Here is a 22,924-nt window from a genome sequence, read left to right on the forward strand (position 1 = left end):
AATGTCAACATATGTAAAAAGCTTATGAAGGTGTACTAAATGGCCGTGAACCAGTTTTTATGTGCGGGAGCGTTTGCAGCATTGGTTTCCATAGGGGTGCACCACAGTGCACATGCTCAGGCGTTTACAGAAGCTTTTAACGACATCAACACCCTGGCTAGTGGCGGATGGGTAATGAGCAATGCCAGCGTGGGTGTCGGGTCCACCGGCTGGTTTCAAGGCAATCCGCCCACTGCAGGTGGTCCTTTTGACGCACAAAGCGGCGCGGCCAATGCGTACATCGGGGCCAATTACAACAACACTGGCAGTGTCGGAACGATCAGCAATTGGCTGCTCATGCCTGATCGAACCATACGCAACGGCGATGTGCTGACTTTTTATACAAGAAAGCCCTCCCCGGACACCTACGCCGATCGCCTGGAAGTGCGCCTCAGCACGAATGGGGCCAGCACAAATGTCGGCAGCGGCACTGGCGTAGGTGATTTCACGACGCTGCTGATGAGTGTCAACCCTGGCCTCACCTTGGGGGTCTATCCAACCACCTGGACGCAGTACTCCGTCACCGTTTCGGGCCTGCCAGCCCCCACGTCCTCACGCATGGCCTTCCGTTATTTCGTCACCAGTGGCGGTTTGTCCGGAACGAACTCTGACTACATCGGCATCGACACTGTGAGCTATACGCCCTATGTATGCCCTTCTGTCGTGCTGACGCCTGCGGGCGCCCTTGCTGGAGGCAGCGTGGGCCAAAGCTACAGCACCACACTCAGCCAGAGTGGCGCGCTGGGCGCTCCAAACTTCGCCGTCACCTCGGGGGCACTGCCACCAGGTTTGACGTTGTCGAGCAGCGGCGCCATTTCCGGCACCCCCACAGCCTCCGGAGCCGCCAACTTCACGGTCACGGCGAACGATGCGAGCGGTTGTTCGGGAGCCCAGCCCTATTCCATCTCTGTGGAACAGGGATTGCAATCCATCAGCTTCCCATCGCAAAGCCCTGCCAGCCAGCTGTACACACCCGGGGGCAGCTTCTCGATCAATCCTCAGGCAAGTGCAAGCTCCTTCCTGCCCGTGAACTATGACAGCAGCACGCCAGCGGTCTGTACGGTGGCAGGCACCAATGTCTTCATCAACAGTGGCGGCATCTGCACACTCGTCGCACAACAAGCTGGAGATGTGAACTACAAAGCTGCGCCGTCCCAGTCTCAGAACGTCACCATTGACAAGGCAGCGCAGACCATCAGCTTCAGCTCGTTCATCCCCGCCAATGCCAAGGTAGGCGGCAGCTATACCGTTTCAGCCGATGGTGGCGCCTCTGGCAACGCCGTTAGCTTCTCGATCGACAGCGGCAGCCTGTCAGTCTGCAGCATCAGCGGCAACCTGGTCTCCTTCAATGGCGCCGGCAACTGCAGCATCAAAGCGAACCAACTGGGCAACGCCAACTACAGCGACGCTCCCCAGGTGCAACAGACGGTCGCTGTCGCTCAAGGTGGATCGGGCATCAGCATCAGCTCCAGCCAAAACCCTTCACAGCCAGGTCAGAGCGTGACGTTCACCGTATCGGTGACGTTTGATCCCAACAAGACCGCTGCTCTGCAGGCAAAAGCAGCGCCAGTGCCCACGGGAACGGTCGAGATCCTGGACGGCTCCACATCGCTGGGGAGTGCTGCACTCGTCAATGGCACGGCCACCATCACTGCCGTACTGCCTGCTACTGCGGGAGCGCACAGCCTCGTTGCCAGTTACAGCGGCGATGCCAACTACCCCGCACTCCAGAGCGAAGCCTTTGTCCAATCCGTTGTGGCAGCAGTGCCCACGGCGGTGCCTACGCTATCCGCATGGGCCGCACTCAGTTTGTCCGCCCTTCTGGCACTTGTCGGACTCACTGCAGTTCGCAGACGCCCTGGCGCATAAGCGCAGCAAGCCACCCCAACGGGGTGGCTTGCTGCCATCTCTTCACCACTTCGACCACCACCGACCATTTTGACCAGGCCCTTGCCATGCACACATCCCTTCACATATTGCGGCGCGCATCGCTTTTTCTCATCGCACTTTTATGTACTGCGCTTGCCCATGCAGCCACACTGACGACCACGTATAACGCAGGCAATAACCATCGAGGCAATATGTTCGATGTCATGGCCAACCAGGCCATTGCCATTACGCAGTTTGATATGTCGCCGATGGGAAATACGGATTATGAAATCTACTACAGGATCGGCACCTGGGTAGGCCATGCCAATTCGCCTGCTGACTGGACCTTGCTGCAAACAGGACCGGTATCGGCAAATGTGTCAGGTACAGGTGTACCGGTAGCACTGGACACCCCTTTAAGCCTGCTTGCCAATCAGACATATGCGTTCTATATCACCTCCACATCAACCGAAGTCAGCTTGAACTACAGCGATGGCAGCAATGTGGGAGCGCTTTTTGCTTCAGACAGTGTGTTGTCATTTTTCGAGGGAGGCGGTATGGAATACCCCTTTACCAACAACACGGGAGCGGTATACCAACCTCGGGTCTGGAACGGTGCCATCCACTACGAAGTCGTAGGCCCCGCCAGCCGCCTTGCCGTCAAAACACCTGCCACCGCAACCCAAGGCACGGCGCTCGATTTCAGCGTGACCGCCGTCGATGCCGCAGGTTACCAAGTGCCGAGCTATACCGGTACGGTGCAATTTTCCAGCTCGGATGCAGCTGCGACGCTGCCCGCCAGTGCAACACTGGTGAATGGCCAGAGCACATTCTCGGCAACATTCCTCACCACAGGTACACAAACTATCGTAGCTACAGATACAGTCGTCCCCGGCATCGTCGGCACATCCAACAATACGCTTGTTGCAGCAGCGCCGGTTCCTGATGCCCCGACCATCACTTCGGCCGTTGCAGGCAATGCAGAGGTAGAGCTGAGCTGGTCCGTACCTGCAGACAATGGTTCGGCCATCACGGAATATGTTGTGACGGGTCTGCCCCAGGGCAGCTGCACATCGGTGTCGACAAGCTGCCTGATCACCGGTCTGACCAACGGCACCCCCTACACCTTTACGGTGGTGGCCAAGAATCTGGGCGGCGGCAGCGCCGCCTCAGCTGCAAGCGTTGCCGTCATCCCCAGCGCAGATTTGCTCTTTTCTGGCGCCGGTCCCACCATTACTTTGCCCCAAGGCGCCATAGGCCAGAACTACAACGCACCGATACAAGTCAGTGGTGGCTTGCTCCCCTACAGCTTTGCACTCAGCGGTAACCTGCCTGCAGGCCTCAGTCTCAACACCAATACCGGCGTGATCAGCGGAACGCCCACTACGGTGCAGACGGAAGAGTTCAGCATCACGGTCACGGACAGCGTAAGCGCGCAACAGTCCTTTGATAAGGCGGCGGCTGTCCATACCGCAACGCAGAGCTTCAGCATTACCATCACGGCAGCGCCCGTGGCGTCAACGCCGACGCCTGTTCCTGGCCTGGGCACCTGGGGTCTTCTGGCGCTGTCGGCCTTGCTGGCACTGCTGGGCATGGCGCGGGGCCGTGGTCGGTTCAAGGCCTGGTCGCTATAAGCGGTCCATAAGGTCTGAAGATTGGGCGTCGCCTCAGCGCTCCAGACCAGCGCAAACTGCGCGCCATCAAAATTCTCAGCATGCCGGGAATAATCCCGGCAGGCCATCCGTCTACAGAGGTGTTCCTCCACCCAACCTTGAAAGATGGTCACCATGAAAACCCCTTATGCATCCCTGATCGCTCTGTCTCTGGCCGCGCTGCTGGCCCCGTTGGCCCAGGCTGAGCCAGCGGCCAAGATGGCCCATGGCATGCTGGTCAATGCCAGCGGGATGACGCTCTACACCTTTGACAAGGATGTGGCCGGCAGCAACAAGAGCATGTGCAACGGCCCTTGCATCGCACTGTGGCCTGCCCATGCTGCGGCGGCCGATGCCAAGCCCGAAGGCGACTACAGCATCGTCACCCGCGACGACGGCAGCAAGCAGTGGGCCTACCAGGGCAAGCCGCTCTATACCTATACTGCAGACAAGAAGGCTGGCGACGCCACGGGCGACAACTTCAAGGACGTCTGGCACGTCGTCAAGTAAGCGCTGGCTGCTGCTGATTCCCCTCCTCACCCCGGACCCCACTGCCCCCATGCGCGCACAGGACGAAGCGGAGATTGTGGCCTGCATCCCCAGCCTGCGGCGTTATGCGCGCGGGCTGGTCAGTGACCCGGACCGCGCCGATGACCTGGTGCAGGACACGCTGGAGCGCGCCTGGTCGCGCTTGTCGATGTGGCAAAAGCGCAATGAGCTGCGCGCCTGGATGTTCGGCATCATGCACAACCATTTCATCGACCGGCTGCGCGCCCAGCGCAGCCGGCCCGAAGACAGCGCAGGCGACGAGCTGCCTGAGCTGCCCCAGCGGGCCCAGCAGACCGATGCATTGGAAGTGCGTGACCTCGACCGGCTGCTGCAGCGCCTGCCGCCCGAGCAGCGCGAGGTGCTGCTGCTGGTCAGCGTTGAGGCGCTGAGCTACCAGGAGGTGGCACAGATCACCGGCGTGCCGCTGGGCACGGTGATGTCGCGGCTGTCGCGGGCGCGCGCACGGCTGCGCGACGAGATGGCCAGTCCCAGCCAGCGCAAGGAGCAGGACAAAGTCAGCCATGCAGCGCAAAGAATTCAACGGGTGAAGTGACCATGGACCAGCCCAACCTCCAAGCCCTGGACGCCAGTCCCATGCCGCCGGTGACCGAAGCCGATCTGCATGCCTATGTGGACCAGCAATTGCCCAGCGCACGCCGCCTTCAGGTCGAGCACTACCTGCACGAGCACCCGGAAGAGCGCGCCCGGGTGCAGGATTGGCTGCAGCAGAATGCGCGGCTGCGCGAGATGCTGGCCCCCGTGATGGACGAGCCCTTGCCGATGGGCCTGCCGCTGCGCCCCACACACAGCAGCCTGCCCTGGCGCAGCCTGGCCGCCGGCGTGCTGGTGGCGGTCATCAGCGCCGGTGCCGCCTGGTCGATCCGCGGCGCAGTCGATGCCAAGGCCGTCCAGCTCGCGATGGCGGGCCAGCCCGCAGCCCACAGCCCGCGACCCGCCCAGCCCCCGCTGCCACCTGCCAGCGGCAGCGCCCTGAGCGGTTTTGCCCAGCGCGCCGCGATTGCCCATGTGGTCTACAGCCCCGATGTGCGGCGCCCGGTGGAGGTTGGCGCCGAGCAGGAGCAGGCGCTGGTCACCTGGCTGACCAAGCGCATGGGCACCCAGGTGCGCCCACCGCCACTCAATGCGCTGGGCTACCGCCTGATGGGCGGCCGCCTGCTGCCCGGCGACAGCGGGCCGGTGGCGCAATTCATGTACGAGACCGAGGCGGGCTTGCGCCTGACCCTGTATGTGACCCGCGAGGTGAGCAGCCAGAGCGATGCGCAGTTCAAGTTTGGCCAGGACGGCCCTGTCAACGTCTTCTACTGGGTGGAGAACCACCTGGGTTACGCCTTAGCGGCAGATGCCGACCGGGCCGAGCTGATGCGTGTTTCGCAGGCGGTCTACCAGCATCTGCAGCAGGACTGAATGGCCGCACCATCGCTGCCAACTGCGACACCATCCAAATAGCCTCCGTCCTTTGCATCGCCAGGGCGAGAACCATGCGCACGCCCCCCCGGCCTTTGGGCACGAGCCGCAGTCGCCCGCTGGGCAGCCCATTTTTGTGCCGATAAGGCGGGCAGAAATCTGCCGCCCGCGCAGGGACACAGCCTGCAGATGCTGCGCTCAGAGCCAGCCGCCAGTGATGCTGCCAACGGGCGATCAGGCTGGGGCGTTTTGCTGTAATAAAGCCGCTGCCTTTGCAGGCGGCGCATGCAATACGTCTGTGGGACTGGGAGTGAGCCACATGCGCGCGGCTGGAAACCGAATCAATCCCCCAGGGGCTTGGGATGCTGCATCGCAGCCAGCCGGCGGTACTTCTCGAAAGTCTTGCTGATGTCGGTGGAGACCGAAGGCACATAGCGCTTCGCTTTCTCGCCGCGATGGGCCACCAGCGGACGAGTCGGCATGGTCAGCATCGGAAATGATGGCTGGTTTTGCATACCCAACTCCTTTCACAAAAGACTTTTCAATCGATTCAGTCAATGATTTAAGAATGTAAGCCTTGCTTGCGCAAAGTCAAGCCACCGGCCCGGTTCGGCGCCGTCATGGTTGTAATTAATTGCAAACAAAACGCAGAAATTCCACGGACTGGCCACACCGATCTGCAGCGGCCCAGGTTAGAGATTGCTGACAATCCATTTCAATAATTTCATACAGAATCCCTGGTCTCAAGATAGCCACCAGGGTCTGTTTTCCCAGGTTGGCCTTCCACGGTGGGAGGTTTTCCATGCCAGCGCTTATCCAGGTTCGATCACCCCAATCTTCATCGCCCAGCCAGCTCAGACTGGGCAAAGGTCAGACCCTGATTGGCCGTGGTCAGGGCTGTGGTTTGCGCCTGAATGACCAGGGTGTCAGCAGGGACCATGGCGCATTCAGCTACTACATCGGGGTATTGGTGGTGGAGGACCACGACAGCACCAATGGCATCTTCGTCAACGGCACCAAGGTCAAGCGCCAGGTGCTCTACACAGGCGACCGGGTGACAGTGGGGCCGATCGAGATCTACATCCAGAAGGGATCGGCGGCTCCGCCCCCTGATGCCGCATGATCGCCGCCAGCGATTGCTGCTACTGGCCAACGGGGCTGGGTCCAGCGCAGGCACAGGCCACCGCCTGGCAGATTCAACGCAGGTGGTCAGCAGCCTTTCTCAACACCATCCACATGTTCTATTTTTCCACGACAGGCTGAGAAATCAACGAGGGTCCCTGCTGCCCCAAGGATCCGACCATGCCATCTCTGTTTGCTCGTGCAAAAAACCAGTCTGTATCGTGCATCGGCGCCTTATGGCTTGCCAGCGCAGCGGGTCCCAGCGTAGTGCAGCAGTATGTGTTTGCCCGCAGTACTGATTCCGGCATCGACAGCGGGGACGCAGGCTGGACGAGCAATCGCCCGCCAGGCACGCTGACCCAGGACTGGTATCCAGGTTCGGCAGAAGGCAGTACGGGCGCCACGCCGGTTTCGGGCCCCACGCATGACAGCACATTCCTGTCGAGCACGGGCCCGCAGCGCTTTGGCGCAGGCTTGAGCGCCAGCCCCGACCCCATCTACCCCGATTTTCAGGTCAACTCCGGCCTTGCGAACAATACGGCCGCTGCGGCAATAGCCGCCCAGCAGTACATCGAGTTCCCGTTCACCACCGGCACGATGCAGTATGCGGATGCGACAGCATCTGCGGCGTTGTTTTATGTCAATACGGTCGTCACGGCCAAGCGCTGGAACCTAAACAACAACGCGCATCCGCGCGCCTTTGGCTATGCCGCTTACGTCGTCGACGCTGGCGGCAGTCCGGTCGGCACGCTGGTGCAGCAGATAGACGATGTCAGCACGGTGTCCGGTGGTGATTTCCAACTGGTCCCCCCCCGCCGGACGGCCCTGGCCCCGGCATCACGCTGCAACCCGGCACCCCCTACGCCTTGCGCTTTTACCTGTACCGCACGTCAGCCAATACCGATGGGCGCGCATCCTGGGACGACACCTTGTTCACGATGAGCCGCCAGACCTTGGCAGAAATCATCGTCAGTGCCAGCGCCGTCGCCGCCGTGCCCGCGGGCGCCCAGAACAACTACGGCTACAGCTTCAACGTCTACAACAACGGCCCCGACGCGACCCGCGCCGTCGTGTCGGACCCCTTGCCAACGACGGCCAATGGCGCAACCGCGAACTGGTCCTGCACATTGCAGCCTTCTGGCACGCCTTGCACCACCGCTTCGGGCAGTGGTCCCATCAGCGCCGTGGTTCAAGCTTTGAATTCTGGCGAGACTGCCGTCTATACCGTGACCTGGACTAGCCCGGGCATCACGGCAGCCAGCACGCATACCGTGACCGCACAGCCCCAAGCAGGCAGCCCTGCCGATCCGATCAGCACCAACAACACGGCAGATCTCTCGCTGGTCCCCCCTTCCATCACAGCGCAGGACGATGGGGTGACCTTGACCAGCAACACCGCCAGCGCTGCAACGCCGGTGGCCACCAACGACAGCAGCACCGGTGGGGTGGTGGAACCGGCCTCCGTCACCCTCGTCACGCCACCCACGGCGGGCACCGTCAGCTGCACAGCCGGCGTTTGCACCTATGTGCCGCCTGCGGGTGGGCTGACCAGCCCGGTGAGCTACCAGTACAACATCTGCCTGGCAGCGCCCAACCAGGCGGTCTGCGCGACGGCCACCGTGCGCGTGTCCGCGCCGCCCAATGCCGTGGCGGCAACGCCCACACCAGTACCAACGCTGGGCGCATACAGTCTCTCGTTGCTGGCAGTGCTGCTGGGATGGTTCGGAATACGCCAGCGCCGCCACCGCTACACGCGTTGATGGCCAGGTCGCGTGCTCAGCGCGTGCCGCGCGACAGCGCCAGCAACACGCCAAAGCCGACCAGCAATCCACCAAACGCGCGGTCGATCCAGTGGCGCGTCGCCAATAGGCGGCTGCGCACAGCGCCCGCCGAGAAGCACAGCGCCACCAGGCTGAACCAGGCCATGTGCGCGACCGAAATAAAGAGGCCATAGCCCAGCTGCAGCGCCAGTGGCGTCTGGGGCTGCACCACCTGCAAAAACAGGCTCACCATGAAAACGGTAGTCTTGGGATTGAGCGCGTTGGTGAGAAAACCTGTGCGCAGCGCCGCCCTATCGGACAGCGGCGCGAGGGCCTCCTCGGCCGAAGCATTCGCAGGCTGGCTGCGCAGCATCTTTACCCCTAGGTAGACCAGATAGGCCGCGCCAAGCAGCTTGATCGCGTTGAAGAGCCACAGCGACTGCTGGATCAGCAGGCCCAGACCCAGCAAGGTGTAGGCCACATGGACCAGCACGCCCAAGCCAATGCCCACAGCGGTCAGCACGCCGGCGCGGCGCGACAGCAGCAGGCTGTTGCGCGTGACCATCGCAAAATCGGGCCCCGGGCTGATGACAGCGAGCAAAGTGATGGTGATAACAGCTAACAATTCGGTCATCGCGTATCCTGTGCAACAGTAACAACTGCACGCATGGTGCCTGCAATACTGCGCCATGAAAAACGATGATTTCTGACAGCCATGGTGAGCCAGACTCACCATTCACTGACAGCCGCCTGCCCTCCTTGCTGGCGCTGCGCTGCTTTGAAGCCGCCGCCCGGCTGGAGAACTTCAGCCGCGCTGCAGACGAGCTGCACCTCACCCATGGCGCCGTCAGCCGCGCCGTGCGGCTGCTCGAAGACGACCTGGGCCTGGCGCTGTTCGAGCGGCGCAGCCGGCGCGTCTTTCTCACGGCGGAGGGCCGGGCACTGGCCCAGGCCGTGAGCCAGGGGCTGGATCTGATGCGCCAGGGCATTGCCGGTCTGCGCGCCCGCGCGCGCCAGCAGCGGCGCTGGGTGCTGTCCTGCGAGCCCACCTTGCTGATGCGCTGGCTGATTCCGCGCTGGCCGGATTTCCAGGCGCGCCATCCCAGGCTGGAGCTGCACCTGGTCGCCGGTGGCGGCCCCTTCTCCTTTGCCAGCGGTATCGACCTCGCTATTCGCCGGGATGACTTTGCCTGGCCCCCAGGCTGCCATGCCGAGCCCCTGTTTGCAGAACGTATCGGCCCGGTTTGCCGCCCGGACAAGCAAGCGGCCTGGTTCCGTACGGGCCCGCGCAGCGCGGCACTCCAAGCCAAGGCCGTGCCCTTGCATACCCGCACACGCCCTGGCGCCTGGCGGGACTGGTGCGCGGCCACGGGCCGGCCGCTGCCCGCAGCCACTGGGCAAAGCTTGGAGCATTTCTACTTCAGCCTGCAAGCGGCCATTGCCGGGCTCGGGGTCGCCATTGGCCCCTGGCATCTGGTGCAGGACGACATTAACCACGGTCTGCTCGTCGCCCCACTGGGCTTTGTCGAGGACGGCTCGCAGTATTGCCTGCTCTCGCCCCATGCCTTGCTGCCAGGCAGTGTGCAGCACCACCTGCTGGCGTGGCTGCGATCCATGGCCTAGCCCGTTCGGGCCATGGCCATTCAGCGCGCATTGCCGGCAAGCCCCGGATGAACGCCATGGTCCTTGCATACAAAAAATCAATGACCAATCGCTGTTTTAGCAAAAGCTTCATCCGTTTTGCAAATTCAGACGATTGAATAAGGCAATAAAAATCTCCACTGTGATACCCATCGATTCCCATCACTCATTTGGAGATGCAGCATGCGCAAAGCCCACACCGTTAAAGACAAAGTCGTTCTGATTGCAGGGGGAGGCAAAAACCTCGGTGGCCTGATTGCCCGCGATCTGGCCGGCCAAGGCGCCAAAGCTGTAGCCATCCACTACAACAGCGCCGCCAGCCGTGATGAAGCACTGGCCACCGTGGCAGCGGTGGAGAAGCTGGGCGCCAAGGCCATCGCACTGCAAGGCAACCTGAACAGTGCAGCTGCCGTACAAAAGCTGTTTGCAGACACGGTGGCGGCACTGGGCCGCCCCGATATCGCCATCAACACCGTCGGCAAGGTGCTCAAAAAGCCGATGGTCGATATCTCCGAGGCCGAGTTCGACGAGATGTCCAATGCCAACAGCAAGGCGGCGTTTTTCTTTTTGAAGGAAGCGGGCCTGCACCTCAATGACAACGGCAAGATCGTCACGCTGGTGACCTCGCTGCTGGGGGCCTTCACCCCGTTCTACTCGTCCTATGCCGGCACCAAGGCACCTGTCGAGCACTACACCCGTGCAGCGGCCAAGGAGTTTGGCGCACGCGGGATCTCGGTCACTGCCGTCGGCCCCGGCCCCATGGACACCAACTTCTTCTACCCCGCAGAAGGGGCCGATGCGGTGGCCTACCACAAGACAGCCGCTGCGCTGTCGGGCTTCAGCAATACGGGCCTCACCGATATCGAGGATGTCGTGCCCTTTATCCGCCATCTGGTCACCGATGGCTGGTGGATCACCGGCCAGACGATCCTGATCAACGGCGGCTACACCACGAAGTAAAAGATGCTGGCTGGGTGCCTGCCGCGCGCTGCATGGCAGGCGCCCAAGAGCAGCGCTGGCGCCGGCCTGGGTCGCAACGCGGGCTTGGTCTTGCGGGGCTGAGGCTAGGGCTATGGCCCGCCACAAAACGCGGTGTCGCTGATGCCTATCCCTGTACCTCCACGGGCAATGGGTTTGCAGCGCCAGTCTTGCTGTGCACCAGCGCCGCCATGATTCCTAAATCTTTGAGAGCTTCTATATGCATGTACTGATGGTCACGGGCGGGGGCCTGCTGCTGCTCGCCGTGTTTGTGCTGTTTGGCTGGCTGTGGTCGGCCAGCACGGCAGGCATGGTGGTGGCGGCCAAGCTGTTCATGCCGGTGTGGCTGCTCATTGCCTGCACCAATATGTGGGTCGGCGTCACCCAGGCGGGCTACAGCGTACGCGACGAAGCGCTGATCCTGCTCATCGTGCTGATGGTGCCAGTGCTGCTGGCCGCCTTTGTCACCCGCATCCTCTCGCAGGCCTGAGGGCCTGCCAGCCACTGCAGATCTGCCATGCCGATAACTCCCGCCTTTTCCCATCCCTTGCTGCGCCAGCGTGACGGTCACCACGCCCGCGTGACCTATGAAGAGCTCTTCTTTGACCTGGTCTATGTGTTTGCCGTCACCCAGCTGAGCCATGAGCTGCTGCACCATCTGAGCTTCATGGGCGTGGCACAGACCTTGGTGCTCTGGTTTGCCGTCTGGCTGGGCTGGCAGTACACCTGCTGGGTCACCAACTGGTTCGACCCGCAGAAAACCCGCATCCGCGGCATGCTGTTCTCCACCATGCTGCTGGGCTTGCTGATGGCCTCCAGCATTCCCGAAGCCTTTGCCGAGCGCGGGCTGGTCTTTGCGCTGGCCTATGTGGCCATGCAGGTGGGACGCACCGCGTTCATCTGGTCGCAGCTGCCGGCCTGGCACCCGCTGGCACACAACTTCCGCCGCATGCTCGGCTGGGTCTGTATTTCTGCCGTGTTCTGGATTGCGGGAGGGCTGGCGGACCCGCAACTGCGCCTGCTTTTGTGGTTGGTGGCCGTACTGTGCGAGTATGTGTCACCGATGTTCGGCTTTGCGCTGCCGGGCCTGGGCCGCAGCCAGACGCAGGACTGGACCATCGAGGGCGGCCACATGGCCGAGCGCTGCCAGCTGTTCGTGATCGTGGCACTGGGCGAGACGCTGCTGGCCAGCGGCGCCACGCTGGCCGATACCAAGACCTGGCAGTGGGATGTGCTGATGGCGCTGGGCGCCACCTTTATCGGCACCTTGGCGATGTGGTGGCTGTACTTTGGCACCTCCAGCAAGGATGCCACCGAGGCCATCACCCGCGCCGCTGATCCGGGCCGCATTGGCGCCTACTTCCACTATGTGCACGCCATTTTGATCGCCGGGGTGATTGCCTCTGCGGTGGGCAACGACCTGGTGCTGGCACACCCCCATGCGCTCGCTGCGGCGCCGCAGATCGCCATCTTGCTCGCCGGTCCCGCCATCTACCTGCTGGGCAGTGCGATCTACAAGAAGACGGTCTATGGCGCGCTGCCCGCATCGCACTGGCTGGGCGCATTGATGCTGCTGGTGCTGGTGCCTCTGAGTCAGGTCTGCAATCTGTTGGTGCTGGGCTGGCTGACAACGCTGCTCGTCCTGGCTGTGGCGCTGTGGGACACCCTTGCGGCCAAGCGTCGCCAGCGCCTTGGTACGGTCACCGAGCATGGCTACCACTAGGCAGTGCCATCTATAAGAAGACGGTCTATAGCGCGCCCCCCGCGTCGCACTGGCGGGGCGCCTTGATGCTGCTGGTGCTGGTGCTGGTGACTCTAGGCCAAGTCTGCAATCTGTTGGTGCTGGGCTGGCTGACGACACTGCTCATCCTGGGCGTGGCGCTGTGGGACACCCATGCGGCCAAGCGTCGCCAGCGCCTTGGCACGGTCGCCGAGCATGGCCACCACTAGGGGCCCTGTGCAAAAGCCCCCGCATTGACCTGGGCACGGGAGCGGGCGACAGTGGCATGCGCCCGATCGTGCAAGCCCTCGCTGGGCCAAGCACACAGGCTCGCCAGCAAAGGATGCGTTGGGGGTGGGATGCCGCCCCCTGCCCAACTGCTCGTCAGCGGTTTTGCAGCGTCTGCCCCGTTGCAAGCAGCCCACCCGCGCCTCGGCCAGCGCTGAGATCGGCACGGCCCCCTCAGGACTGGAAATAGGTAACATTTTTTGTTATCCAATTGATCTATAAAGCTCAAGAAATTTAAAACATACCAAAGACATTTAAAAAAAACCAGCGAAAAGCGACCAAAACAGGCGTACTCATAGAGCCAAACCCCGTTTTCGCAGGCGTTGTGAAGCTCCTATCATGGATGCTGGAGTTAACATTGATTTAAAACAAACAAGCAAGACACCAGACCCCATGTGTGACAATTGACAACCGTTAAAGGTGTATCAAGGTTCTACAGAAGCTATGAGCAATGCAGATATCCAGTCTCCACATGTGTTGATCGTGGACGATGATCCAGACCAGCTACGTTTGCTGGTCGCCGCATTGCGCAATACCTCCTACCGGGTCAGCGTCGCGCTCAATGGCGACCAAGGCTATGCGCGGGCTGCGGTGCTGCTGCCCGATTTGATCTTGCTCGATGTGCGCATGCCTGGGCGCAACGGCATCACGATCGCGCGCCTGCTCAAGACCAACCCGGCGACCCAGCACATTCCGATCATTTTTCTGTCGGCCCTCATCGAGCAGGACGACCGGCTCTCGGGCCTGCGCGCCGGTGGCGTGGACTACATCACCAAGCCCTTTTTCGTCGAAGAGATCCAGGAGCGCGTGCGCATCCACCTGATGCTGGCCCGGCACAACCTGCCGCCAGGCCAGGATGGGCCGGACGGGCAGGCAGACGGAGCCGCCGCGCCGCCAAGCCAGTCTCCGGCCAACCTCACGCTCAAGCAGGTGGCGACCGAATACATTTTGGGCAATATCCAGAACCCCGAGTTGAAAAGCTCGGACGTCGCCGCCAGCCTGGGCCTGTCCATGCGGCGCCTGAACATGGTGTTCGAGTCCAGCGACGGCCTGTCGGCCTTTGAATTCATCCGCCAGGAGCGCATGCGCCGAGCTGCGCTGATGCTGGCCCAAAGCACCTTGAGCATTGCCGATGTGGCGCTGGAAGTGGGCTATCTGAACTCGGCCAACTTCTCCACCGAGTTCAAGAAGTTCTGGCAAAAATCGCCCACCCAATTGCGCAGCGAATGCCAGGCCGATCCCCAGGTGCTGCAAAACCTGGTCGCTTCCAAGTTCCGTTGAGGCCTGGGCCCTACCCACCTCGGCATCGGTGACCTGCACCCGTGGCCTGTGCTACCTGACTCTGCGCATCATCAAAACCATGGACATACCTGCCCCGCCTTCGCCATTCGCTGACCCAAGCAGCGCTGCTGCCAGCAATCCACCCGCTGCGATGAAACGCGGCCGGGAGATGCTGCCCCTGGTGCGCCGCGCCACCGTTGCGCTCGTGCTTTTCTGGCTCTGCCTGGTGGCAGGTCTGGGCTGGTGGCTATCGCAGCGCGTGGCCACGCAGTGGACCCAGAGCCAGGCCTCCAGCGCCGCCTACGAAGCCGAGACCACGGCGCGCGTGGTCGACCGGCTTTTTACCCAGATGGTGAGCGTGGCCAATATGGTGGCCAGCCAAAGCCAGGTGATTGAGCTGGCCACGCGCTACCGCGAGGACCCGCCAGGCCTCGAAGCGCTGACCCGCCAGCAGCGCGCGGCCCAGTTCACCACCGACCCGCTGGTGCGCAAGGTAGGCGACTTCATGGACGCGCTGGGGGCCGACCTGCGCTATGCCCGCATCTACCAGAACAACCTGTCCGACGACACGATCACGGCCAGCAACTGGGCTGCACCCGACAGCATCGTCGGCATGATCTACTCGGGCCGCATCTACCTGAACAATGCCTTGCGCGATGGCAGCGGCCATTCCTTTGGTATTGCGCGCATCAACAAGACCCCATCCTACTTTGTCGCCAGCCGCATCGACGATGCCCAGGATGTCGTGCAGGGCTCCGTCACCGTCAAGTTCGATGCGCCCGATATGGCGCACTACCTGACCGGCCGGCATATTGCGCTGATCGTCAACCGCCAGGGGCGCGTGACCACCAGCTCGTCCGAGCCCTTCATGCTGCGCAATGTGGCGGCCATGCTGCCCGCCGGCGTGCTGCACCCCTCGGACGATGAGGACGGCGAAGAACTCGGTGATGCCATGGACATCCAGCCCATCGCGGCCAAAGGCATGGAGGGTCAATGGCTGATCGACGGCACGCCTTATGTGATGAAGCGCCAGCCGCTGAACAACCGGCAATACCAGCTGCTGACCCTGGCGTCGCTGGAGCCCCTGGCGGCCATCCGCGAGCAGCACCTGTGGACCGCCATTTTGGTCGCCGCTGTCGGTACGGTATTGATCCTGCTGTCCTGCCATATCCTGGGCCAGATGGTGGTGCGCCGCCAGGATGAGAAGTACGCGGCCATGGTCACGTCGGCCCTGAATGCCGACCTGAGCACGGCGCTGAGCGATGCCCAAACCAAGGAGCGCCAGAAGGTGGAAGTGCTGGGCTATATCGGCCATGACCTGCGCGCGCCGCTCGCAACGATCAAGGGCTATTCGGATCTGCTACTGACAGAGGCCCCGGACAAGCAGCAGGGCCTGGTCAAGACCATCCAGCGCAGTGTCAAGTACCAGTTGGACCTGATCGACGAGCTGCTGGAATATGCCAAGTCCGAGCTGCAACCGCTGGCCGTGCGCCCCGCGCCCCTCGATTTGCAGGCGCTGTTGGACGACATCTCCGACTACGCCGTCTCACTGTGCTCGCAGCAGAACAACCACTTCCACAGCCATGTCAGCGGCGCCCTGCCCCGGCGCATGGCGATGGACGGCAAGCGCCTGCAGCAGGTGCTGCTGAACCTGGTGTCCAACGCCGCCAAATTCACCCGCGATGGCGTCGTGACCTTGTCGGTCAACGCCCGCCAGGAGGGCGAGTTCTGCGTGCTCCATGTGGCCGTGGCCGACACCGGCATCGGCATCGACCTGGCCCAAAAGCCCGATATCTTTGATGCCTTCCAGCAAATCCAGGCCGAGGGCGGCAGCACGGGCCTGGGCCTGTTCATCTCGCAGCGCATTCTGATGGCGATGGGCGGCAGCCTGGAGGTGAGCAGCGCCGCCGGCCAGGGCACCACTTTTTCCTTTGAGCTGTCCGTGCCGATCATCGACGGCGGCGGCGCAGCGGCCACCGCGCAGCCGGGGCAGCCGGCCCGCGCAGCGCTGGCGCCCGTCGCTGCGATAGCCACCCCTGGCGATGCAGCGCTCGATGAGCTCGCCGAGCTGGCCCTGCATGGGCGCCTCACCGATATCGAAGGCTGGATCAACCGCCACACCGACCACACAGCCCATGCGCTGTTCACCGCCCAGCTGCTGGACCGGCTCGAGCAATTTGACTTTGCCGGCATCCACCAACTGGCGCTGCGCAGCAAGCGCGTCGCCAGCAGCGCGCCGCACTGATTAGGAGCTGCGGCTGGCAGCGGCTGGGCAGGCGCTCAGCCCTGCTGGCCGCGCTGCGTCCAGCGGCTGCTGAGGGCCCGGGCCAGCCAGTCGAGCACAAAGCCCAGGCAGCCGATGACTACAATGCCGGCCATCAGCTCGTCGTAGGCCAGGCGATCGCGCGTGTCCAGCACAAAATAGCCCATGCCGCTGGAGACGCCCAGCATCTCGGCGGGCACCAGCACAATCCAGCCAATGCCCACCGCCAGCCGAAAGCCGGTGAGGATATGGCTGATGCAGCCGGGCAGCACCACGCGGGCAATGGTCTCCCAGCGCGTGGCCGACAGGCTGTGCGCCAGCCGCATCCACGCCGGGTCCAGCGCAGCCACACCAGCGGCGGTGTTGAGCATGATGGGCCAGACGGTGGCAAAGCTGAGCAAGAAAATCACCGGTGCCTCGCCCACGCCCAGCGCCATCACCGCCAGCGGCATCCACGACAGCGGTGAGACCATGCGCAAGAACTGAAAAGTGGGCCCGCTGATGCGCGCAAAGAGCGGCGACAGCCCCAGACACAGCCCCAGCGGCACACCGATGGCCAGCGCCAGGGCCAGCGCAATGGCAATGCGCTCCAGGCTCATGCGGATATGCGGCCACAGCTCGCCACTGCCCAGCAGATGCACCAGCGCCTGGAGCCCTGCCTGCGGCGCAAAGGCGGCGCGGATGGCCTCCACATCGGACAGATGCCGGGCCGCCACCGCCCACAGCGCCAGCGTGATGGCCATGCCCAGCAGCGGCCAGGCCAGGCGCGCCGCCCAGCGTTTGCCAGCCTGCATCATGCGGCGATCACTTCCTTGCGGCTGAAGTCATCGGCATGGCCAAAGGCCTTCAGCCCACCCACCTGGCTGAGCGCCTGCTTCACAAAGCGGTCATCGACCAGGTCCTTGGCAGCAAAGGCCGGATCCAGCTCGCGGATAAAGTCCACATTGCCTTCCATCAAGGTGCCCTGCATGGCCTTGACCAGCTCCTGCGTGTAGCTGGGGAAGGGATAGGGCTGGAAATCGATGCGGCGCTGGTTCCACTCGGGGTGCTGCAGCACGCCCTTGGCGCGGTACTGCTCGAAGTCCTTCAGGTCAAACACCTTTTGCAGCACCGGCAGCGGGTGCGGCGTGTACTTGTTGGCACCGTCCTTGGACATCAGCTCGGCCGTCTCGCCCATGTGGTCGCGCGTCCACAGCTGCGCCTTGACGATGGCCGTGGTCACGCGCTGGGCCCATTCGGGGCGCTCGGCAATGTCGCGCTCGGACAAGGTCACCAGGCAGCAGGCATGGTCCTTCCAGATATCGCCCAAAAAGCGCGCCACCTTGCCCACGCCCATGGTCTCGGCCACCGCGTTGAACGGGTCGGCCACGATAAAGCCGGACACCGATTTGGAGGCCAGCGCGGCCACCATCTCGGCGGGCGGCACGATCACCAGGTTCACCTCCTTGGCGCCCAGCGCCGTGCCCTTGGGCTTGCTGACCGGCGTGAGCCCGTTCTTGCGCAGCACCTGCTGGATGAGGATGTTGTGGATCGAGTACCAGAACGGAATCGCAAACGTGGTGCCCGCCAGATCGGCCACATTGTTGATGTGGGGGGCCACCGTGATGGCCGAGCCGCTCATATGGTTCCAGGCCACCACCTTGGCACCAAACTTGGAGCCGTAGCGCACGGACAAGGTGGTGGGCGACAGCAAGTGCACCACGTTCACCTGGCCGGCAATAAAGGCCTCGATCAGCTGCGCCCAGCTGCGAAACAGGCGCGGCTTTTCCGTCTGCAGGCCCTCGGCCTCAAACAGCTTGCGGCTGTGCGCCACAAAGAACGGGGTGGCATCGGTAATGGCCAGGTAGCCGATGCGCACGGGCACATCGTCGCCCTTGAACTTTTGTGCGAAGGCATCGCCCGCGCGCAGCCAAGGCGTGGCCGCTGCGCCGCTGATGGCGGCAATGCGCAGCCAGTCGCGCCGGCTGATGCCGCAGTCGCAGTGGCTGGAGGCGCAAATGTGTTGGTAAGTCATGGTTCTCTCTCCTCGTCGTTGGGGGGTGTCTCAGGTCTGTCAGACGGCCGTGGCCTGCCCGCGCAGGCTTTGCAATGCATGCAAGATCTCCAGCCGCATCGCAGCGACGCGCTCGTCGTCCATGCGCCGTGGGTGCGGAATGTCGATGCGCCAGCTCTGCACAATGCGGCCAGCGCCGGCTTGCACATCGGGTGTGCTGCCCATCAGCAGCACCCGGTCTGCCACCAGCAGGGCCTCGTCGATATCGTGGGTGACCAGGAGCGCGGCGGTATGCCAGCGGTGCACGACCTCCACCAAGAGCGCCTGCATGTCGCTGCGGGTGAGCACATCGAGCGCCGAGAAAGGCTCATCGGCCAGCAGCAGGCGCGGCTCGCGCGCCAGCGCCCGGGCCAGCGCCGCCCGCTGGGCCATGCCGCCCGAGAGCTGGGCCGGAAAAAGCTTTTCCTTGCCGCGCAGGCCCACGGCCTCGATGCTGGCCTGCACGCGCTGCGCAATCACCGGTTGCGTGGCCTGGGGCTGGTGCTTGAAGTCCAGGCCAAAGGCCACGTTGTCCTGCACATTCAGCCAGGGCAGCAGGCTGGCCTGCTGGAACACCACGGCCGCGCGCGGGTGCGGCGCCCGCAAAGGCGCATCGAGAAACTGCAGGGTTCCCGCATCGGGCGGCTGCAGCCCCGCCAGCGTGCGCAGCAAGGTCGATTTGCCGCAGCCACTGCCGCCCAGCAGCGCCACAATCTCCTGGCTGTCGATATCGATATCGATACCGGCAAACACCGGCTGACCGGCCCGGTAGCCATAGGCCAGGCCCCGGCCCTGCAAGGCCTGGCGGTGTGCAAGGGCTGCCGTCATGCCGACACCTGCGCGGCATGCTGGGCCAGCTCGCCCTCCAGCTGCGTCAGGCTGGGCGTGACGATCGGGATAAAGGCCGACTCGCGCCAGCGGCGGCCAAAATCGGGCTGCTGGTCCTGCAGATAGGCGCGGCCGCCGGTGGCTTGCAGCTCCAGCTGCAGCGCTTGTTGCACCAGGCCCGCCAGGCGCATGCGCAATGCAAACAAGGGACTGACATCAGCAACCCAGCGGTCACCCAGCACACCGTCCAGCAGCTCGGCCTCGATCTGGCCCAGCAGCTTCTGCGCCTCCACCACCCGTCCGTGCAAGGGGCCACGCGCGCCACCCCCCTGGGCAGCGGCCTGCAGCGCGGCCCGCGCCAGGCCGATCGACAGCGCGCATTGCATGCCCAAGAAACCTGGGCGCGCGGCCTTCAGGTAGGGCGGCCCGGCCTGGGCCAGCAGCGCATGCGCTGGCACCGTCACCTGGTTCAGCTGCAGCGCTGCGGTATTGCTGGCGCGCATGCCCAGCAGGTCCAGATCGGGCGAGCGCACCAGGCCAGGCAGCCCGCTCTCCAGCGCCATCACCATCGGCAGGCCGCCACCTTCGGGCTGCACGGCGACAGCCACGACAAAACCCTGGCTGCGCACGTTGGAGACCCAAGGCAGGACGCCATCGAGGCACCAGCCTTGCGCCTGTGGCTTGGCCTGCACCTGCAAGGCCTCGATGCGCGAGAGGAACTTGATCACATTGGAGAGGCCCACCGCCCCGGCGATATCGCCGCGCAGCAAGGCATCCCACCAGCGCTCGCGCGCGGCCTCATTGCCGCTGGCTTGCAGGTAATGGATAAAGGCGCGCTGGCTCCAGAACACAAAGGCCGTCGTCAGCGACAGGCTGGCCACCTCCGCGATCGCGGCAATGGCATCGCGCACATCACCACCAAGCCCTCCTTGTGCGACCGGCAGGCCGGTACGCAGCAGGTCATGGTGGGCCAGCATCGGCAGCACGGTGCTGGCCAGCTCGGCCTGGGTATCGAGCACATAGGCGCGCTGTGCGATATCGGTTCTTGCGCTGTCGGTCAGCAAGGGGGAGGAAGTGCTCATCGTGTTGGGAGGCCCGCACGGTCGTCTCAGACACACCGGCTGCCGCAGCCCGCCCAGGAGAGCGGTTGGAGAGCATCCGTCGCATGGTCAGTCGCCGGACCGGCAAAAAGTCATGGTGGGAGCGCGGGCAGGCCCCGCGCGAGGATGCTGCAGTCTAACGCAACTGCCTTATAGGCTTATTTGACCAATCGCAGCTGCATCACACTCACGGCGCCGTCAAGGCCTGGGCGCGCAGCCATTGCTCGCGCATCTGCGCCTCCAGCGCCAGCAGGCTCTCGGGCGAGCCGCCGCCGCCCACGGCCTGGATCTCTTGCAGCTGCTGCTGAACCTCGGGCTTGGCCAGCAGCTGGGCGATGGCCTGCTGCAGTTCGCGGTTGGTGGCGGGATCAGAGTTGGCAGCGGCCCAGAGTATGAAGTGGTCGTAGACCGCCAAACCGGCCAGCAAGGCATGGGCGCCCAGCGTGGGCCAGGTAATGCCATCGAGGCTTTGCGGATGGGCCGGGTAGGCCGTGGTGCCCAGCACCCGCAGCTGGCCGCGCCGCACTGCGGTGGCTACGCCATTCACAGGCGCCAACACCAGCTCCACCGCATGCGCCTTCGTCACCACATCGGAGTCGGGGTACCTGCCGGGGAAGACCACGCGCTGCAGGTCCACGCCGCTGCGCGCCAGCAGCTGGGCCAACGCCAGCTGCCCGATCCAGCCATCCTCACCCGTGCCCACCCGCAACCGGCCCGGGTGGGCACGGGCGTAGGCCAGCAGATCATCGGTGCTATGGATGCCCAGCGCATCGGCCTGGGTGCTGTCGATGGCCAGCACCATGGGCTGCGACGCGACCAAGGTCACCGGCTGCAGCGATCGCAGCGCCGTATCGATGGGAGGCCCCTGGTGCAGGCCCGGGATGCCGCCGCGCGGAAGGGTCATGGCCGTAAACAGCAGCTGGCGGTTGCCGCCTTGGGCAGCCAGCCGTTCGTAGTCGGCCACGCTGGCATCGGGCAGATGTGTCACCTCGACCTGGCGGCCCAGCAGCGCCGGCAAATGGGCGGCCAGCATCTGGGCATAGTGGCCATTGCGGCCACCGGCGGGCGATGGCACGGTGATCTGCAGCGGCAGTTGCGCCTGCGGCGCGAGCCATTGGCCGGCATCGTTCATCAGGCCATAGCGGATGGCCCACTGCCCGGCAGTCGATGGATTGCGCACCAGTGCCTCAGCCACCCAGTAGCGGCCCATGCGCCAGTACTGCCGGACCATCGGCCACGCGTCTTGCCAGCCGGGCGGCCGCCAGTCATCGGCAAACGGCGCCGCCACCACCGCGTAGCCATGGCGAAACCGGCGTGCCTCGTGGAACTGCGGCGCAATCGCCCACTGGCCGCGCGCATTCTGGTAGCCCCAGCGACCGCTCGCAGCATCCAACACGGGGCGCAGCGCCTCACCGCCCTGGCTGCGCTGCAGGCGCTGCCAGCGGCACACCCGGGGCGTTCGGGCGTCGCGCAGCAGGCGCAGCCCGGCGTTGCTGCACAGGTGGATGCGGCGCTGCGCCGTCGCATCGGGCAGGTCGCCAAAGATGAACGGAATCACCATGCGCCCTTGCGGATCGATCAGGCCTGAGCCGCCCGAGCCGGGCGTGATGATCTGCTTTTTGTAGTCCATCCAATGCGCGGTCGTTATATCGCTGGGCGGCACCGGCGCCAGCCAGCGGCCCCGGGCATCGCGCAGGCCCGGCTGCGCATACACCAGGTCCAGCTGGAGGTCCGAGGGCAGGGGCTGGGCATCGTCCGGCCTCAGATAGGCGAGCGCATCGGCGGAGAACACCACATTGGTGGTGCTGCCGTCGCAGGTGAGCGGCGGCACGGCCCAATGGCCCTGCGCATCCAGGCGCCCATAGGCGGTTGTGGCCTCCAGTGTGCCCCCTGGCTTGTGCTGCACCAGCCAGACCTTGGTAGCGGGCTGCAGCACCTTGTTGACGCTGGAGTTGCTGATGGATTCGACCCGCACCACCTGCCAGCGGCCATCGCACAGGCTGCGCGCGGACGGTGCCAGAAACAGCGTGCGGCCGTCCAGGGCATCGAACAAGGCGGGGGCCAGTGCCATGTCGGGGTCGGGGTTCAGGCTGAGCCAGCGCAGGCGATCGACCAGGCGGGGATCAAAGCGGATCTGGAACATGAAGATCTCTGCCCAGGGTGGCGCAGACGACGACACCGGCTGCATCTGCCAGTGCTGCTGCATCGGCATGGCGCGCTCGGGGTGGGCATACAGATCCTGGTAGTCGGGCGGCGCAGCCTGGGCGCAAGCGAGGCCCAGGCTGAGTGCCAGCAACCCCAGCCAGGCACGCAAGACTTGCAAGGCGCTCATACCGAGCCCCTGGCCCGCCGCCTGGGCACGGGTCGCTGCTGCGGT

22 protein-coding genes and 1 pseudogene are annotated in these 22,924 nt (G+C 64.0%); 16 read left to right on the plus strand and 7 right to left on the minus strand.

All coding sequences use genetic code 11. From position 1 onward, the window contains the following. The first annotated feature begins 39 nt into the window (after nt 1-39). The 5 genes from N4T19_RS10120 to N4T19_RS10140 all read left to right on the plus strand — a co-directional run bounded on the left by N4T19_RS10120 (nt 40) and on the right by N4T19_RS10140 (nt 5,534). Complete coding sequence (locus N4T19_RS10120) at nt 40-1,908, plus strand: IPTL-CTERM sorting domain-containing protein (protein ID WP_260720124.1); 1,869 nt, start codon at nt 40-42, stop codon at nt 1,906-1,908. A gap of 86 nt (nt 1,909-1,994) precedes the next feature. Then, a complete protein-coding gene (locus N4T19_RS10125; protein WP_182343082.1) occupies nt 1,995-3,542 on the plus strand; it encodes an IPTL-CTERM sorting domain-containing protein in 1,548 nt (515 codons plus the stop codon). A 153-nt stretch (nt 3,543-3,695) separates the two neighbouring features. Further along, the gene (locus tag N4T19_RS10130) at nt 3,696-4,070 is read left to right on the plus strand and encodes a COG4315 family predicted lipoprotein (protein ID WP_116927223.1); all 375 of its coding nucleotides are present in this window, start codon (nt 3,696-3,698) and stop codon (nt 4,068-4,070) included. A 49-nt stretch (nt 4,071-4,119) separates the two neighbouring features. Further along, the gene (locus tag N4T19_RS10135) at nt 4,120-4,662 is read left to right on the plus strand and encodes an RNA polymerase sigma factor (RefSeq protein ID WP_116927166.1); all 543 of its coding nucleotides are present in this window, start codon (nt 4,120-4,122) and stop codon (nt 4,660-4,662) included. Nucleotides 4,663-4,664: 2 nt separating this feature from the next. Continuing rightward, nucleotides 4,665-5,534, plus strand: a complete 870-nt coding sequence (locus tag N4T19_RS10140; RefSeq protein ID WP_260720125.1) for an anti-sigma factor family protein — start codon at nt 4,665-4,667, stop codon at nt 5,532-5,534. 341 nt (nt 5,535-5,875) lie between these two features. Here the strand turns inward: N4T19_RS10140 and N4T19_RS10145 are convergent, their stop codons facing one another. Then, the gene (locus tag N4T19_RS10145) at nt 5,876-6,049 is read right to left on the minus strand and encodes a hypothetical protein (protein WP_021026347.1); all 174 of its coding nucleotides are present in this window, start codon (nt 6,047-6,049) and stop codon (nt 5,876-5,878) included. A gap of 287 nt (nt 6,050-6,336) precedes the next feature. Between N4T19_RS10145 and N4T19_RS10150 the strand changes: the two genes are divergently transcribed. From N4T19_RS10150 to N4T19_RS10160, 3 genes are all read left to right on the plus strand, one after another. Continuing rightward, nucleotides 6,337-6,657 (plus strand): FHA domain-containing protein, encoded by a 321-nt coding sequence (locus N4T19_RS10150; RefSeq protein WP_116927164.1) that lies wholly within the window; start codon nt 6,337-6,339, stop codon nt 6,655-6,657. Between the two features lie 179 nt (nt 6,658-6,836). Continuing rightward, nucleotides 6,837-7,598: a hypothetical protein gene (locus N4T19_RS10155; protein WP_260720126.1), complete on the plus strand. Its 762-nt coding sequence runs from the start codon at nt 6,837-6,839 to the stop codon at nt 7,596-7,598. Beyond that, nucleotides 7,523-8,416: an IPTL-CTERM sorting domain-containing protein gene (locus N4T19_RS10160; RefSeq protein ID WP_260720127.1), complete on the plus strand. Its 894-nt coding sequence runs from the start codon at nt 7,523-7,525 to the stop codon at nt 8,414-8,416. The genes N4T19_RS10155 and N4T19_RS10160 overlap by 76 nt, the downstream gene beginning before the upstream one ends. 16 nt (nt 8,417-8,432) lie before the next feature. Here the strand turns inward: N4T19_RS10160 and N4T19_RS10165 are convergent, their stop codons facing one another. After that, on the minus strand, nt 8,433-9,050 hold the full coding sequence (locus N4T19_RS10165; RefSeq protein WP_182343090.1) for a LysE family translocator: 618 nt from the start codon (nt 9,048-9,050) through the stop codon (nt 8,433-8,435). Between the two features lie 65 nt (nt 9,051-9,115). Here N4T19_RS10165 and N4T19_RS10170 point away from each other — a divergent pair, with 65 nt between their 5' ends. From N4T19_RS10170 to N4T19_RS10205, 8 genes and pseudogenes are all read left to right on the plus strand, one after another. Next, nucleotides 9,116-10,039 (plus strand): LysR family transcriptional regulator, encoded by a 924-nt coding sequence (locus tag N4T19_RS10170; RefSeq protein WP_260720128.1) that lies wholly within the window; start codon nt 9,116-9,118, stop codon nt 10,037-10,039. A 201-nt stretch (nt 10,040-10,240) separates the two neighbouring features. Further along, nucleotides 10,241-11,017, plus strand: coding sequence for an SDR family oxidoreductase (locus N4T19_RS10175; protein ID WP_116927160.1), 777 nt, complete (start codon nt 10,241-10,243; stop codon nt 11,015-11,017). 238 nt (nt 11,018-11,255) lie between these two features. Next, nucleotides 11,256-11,525 (plus strand): hypothetical protein, encoded by a 270-nt coding sequence (locus N4T19_RS10180; protein ID WP_116927159.1) that lies wholly within the window; start codon nt 11,256-11,258, stop codon nt 11,523-11,525. A 27-nt stretch (nt 11,526-11,552) separates the two neighbouring features. Continuing rightward, entirely contained in the window at nt 11,553-12,758 is a 1,206-nt protein-coding gene (locus N4T19_RS10185) for a low temperature requirement protein A (RefSeq protein ID WP_260720129.1), read from the plus strand. A 62-nt stretch (nt 12,759-12,820) separates the two neighbouring features. Next, entirely contained in the window at nt 12,821-12,985 is a 165-nt protein-coding gene (locus tag N4T19_RS10190; protein ID WP_165841228.1) for a hypothetical protein, read from the plus strand. 502 nt (nt 12,986-13,487) lie between these two features. Further along, a complete protein-coding gene (locus tag N4T19_RS10195; protein WP_116927157.1) occupies nt 13,488-14,324 on the plus strand; it encodes a response regulator transcription factor in 837 nt (278 codons plus the stop codon). A 151-nt stretch (nt 14,325-14,475) separates the two neighbouring features. Beyond that, nucleotides 14,476-15,783: pseudogene (locus N4T19_RS10200) on the plus strand (histidine kinase dimerization/phospho-acceptor domain-containing protein); the annotation flags it as partial. A gap of 27 nt (nt 15,784-15,810) precedes the next feature. Next, entirely contained in the window at nt 15,811-16,569 is a 759-nt protein-coding gene (locus N4T19_RS10205; RefSeq protein WP_409935202.1) for an ATP-binding protein, read from the plus strand. A 35-nt stretch (nt 16,570-16,604) separates the two neighbouring features. Here N4T19_RS10205 and N4T19_RS10210 read toward each other — a convergent pair whose 3' ends face one another. The 5 genes from N4T19_RS10210 to N4T19_RS10230 all read right to left on the minus strand — a co-directional run bounded on the left by N4T19_RS10210 (nt 16,605) and on the right by N4T19_RS10230 (nt 22,879). Beyond that, on the minus strand, nt 16,605-17,384 hold the full coding sequence (locus N4T19_RS10210; protein ID WP_232539415.1) for an ABC transporter permease: 780 nt from the start codon (nt 17,382-17,384) through the stop codon (nt 16,605-16,607). Then, nucleotides 17,381-18,601: an ABC transporter substrate-binding protein gene (locus tag N4T19_RS10215; RefSeq protein WP_116927155.1), complete on the minus strand. Its 1,221-nt coding sequence runs from the start codon at nt 18,599-18,601 to the stop codon at nt 17,381-17,383. Before N4T19_RS10215 ends, N4T19_RS10210 begins: the two co-directional genes overlap by 4 nt. 39 nt (nt 18,602-18,640) lie before the next feature. Continuing rightward, nucleotides 18,641-19,447, minus strand: a complete 807-nt coding sequence (locus N4T19_RS10220; RefSeq protein ID WP_260720130.1) for an ABC transporter ATP-binding protein — start codon at nt 19,445-19,447, stop codon at nt 18,641-18,643. Continuing rightward, complete coding sequence (locus N4T19_RS10225; RefSeq protein WP_260720131.1) at nt 19,444-20,529, minus strand: acyl-CoA dehydrogenase family protein; 1,086 nt, start codon at nt 20,527-20,529, stop codon at nt 19,444-19,446. Before N4T19_RS10225 ends, N4T19_RS10220 begins: the two co-directional genes overlap by 4 nt. Nucleotides 20,530-20,734: 205 nt before the next feature. Next, nucleotides 20,735-22,879, minus strand: a complete 2,145-nt coding sequence (locus N4T19_RS10230) for a tripartite tricarboxylate transporter substrate-binding protein (protein WP_260720132.1) — start codon at nt 22,877-22,879, stop codon at nt 20,735-20,737. Between the last annotated feature and the right edge of the window lie 45 nt (nt 22,880-22,924).

This window comes from Comamonas squillarum (assembly GCF_025309455.1).
Taxonomy (GTDB): Bacteria; Pseudomonadota; Gammaproteobacteria; order Burkholderiales; family Burkholderiaceae_C; genus Comamonas; species Comamonas squillarum.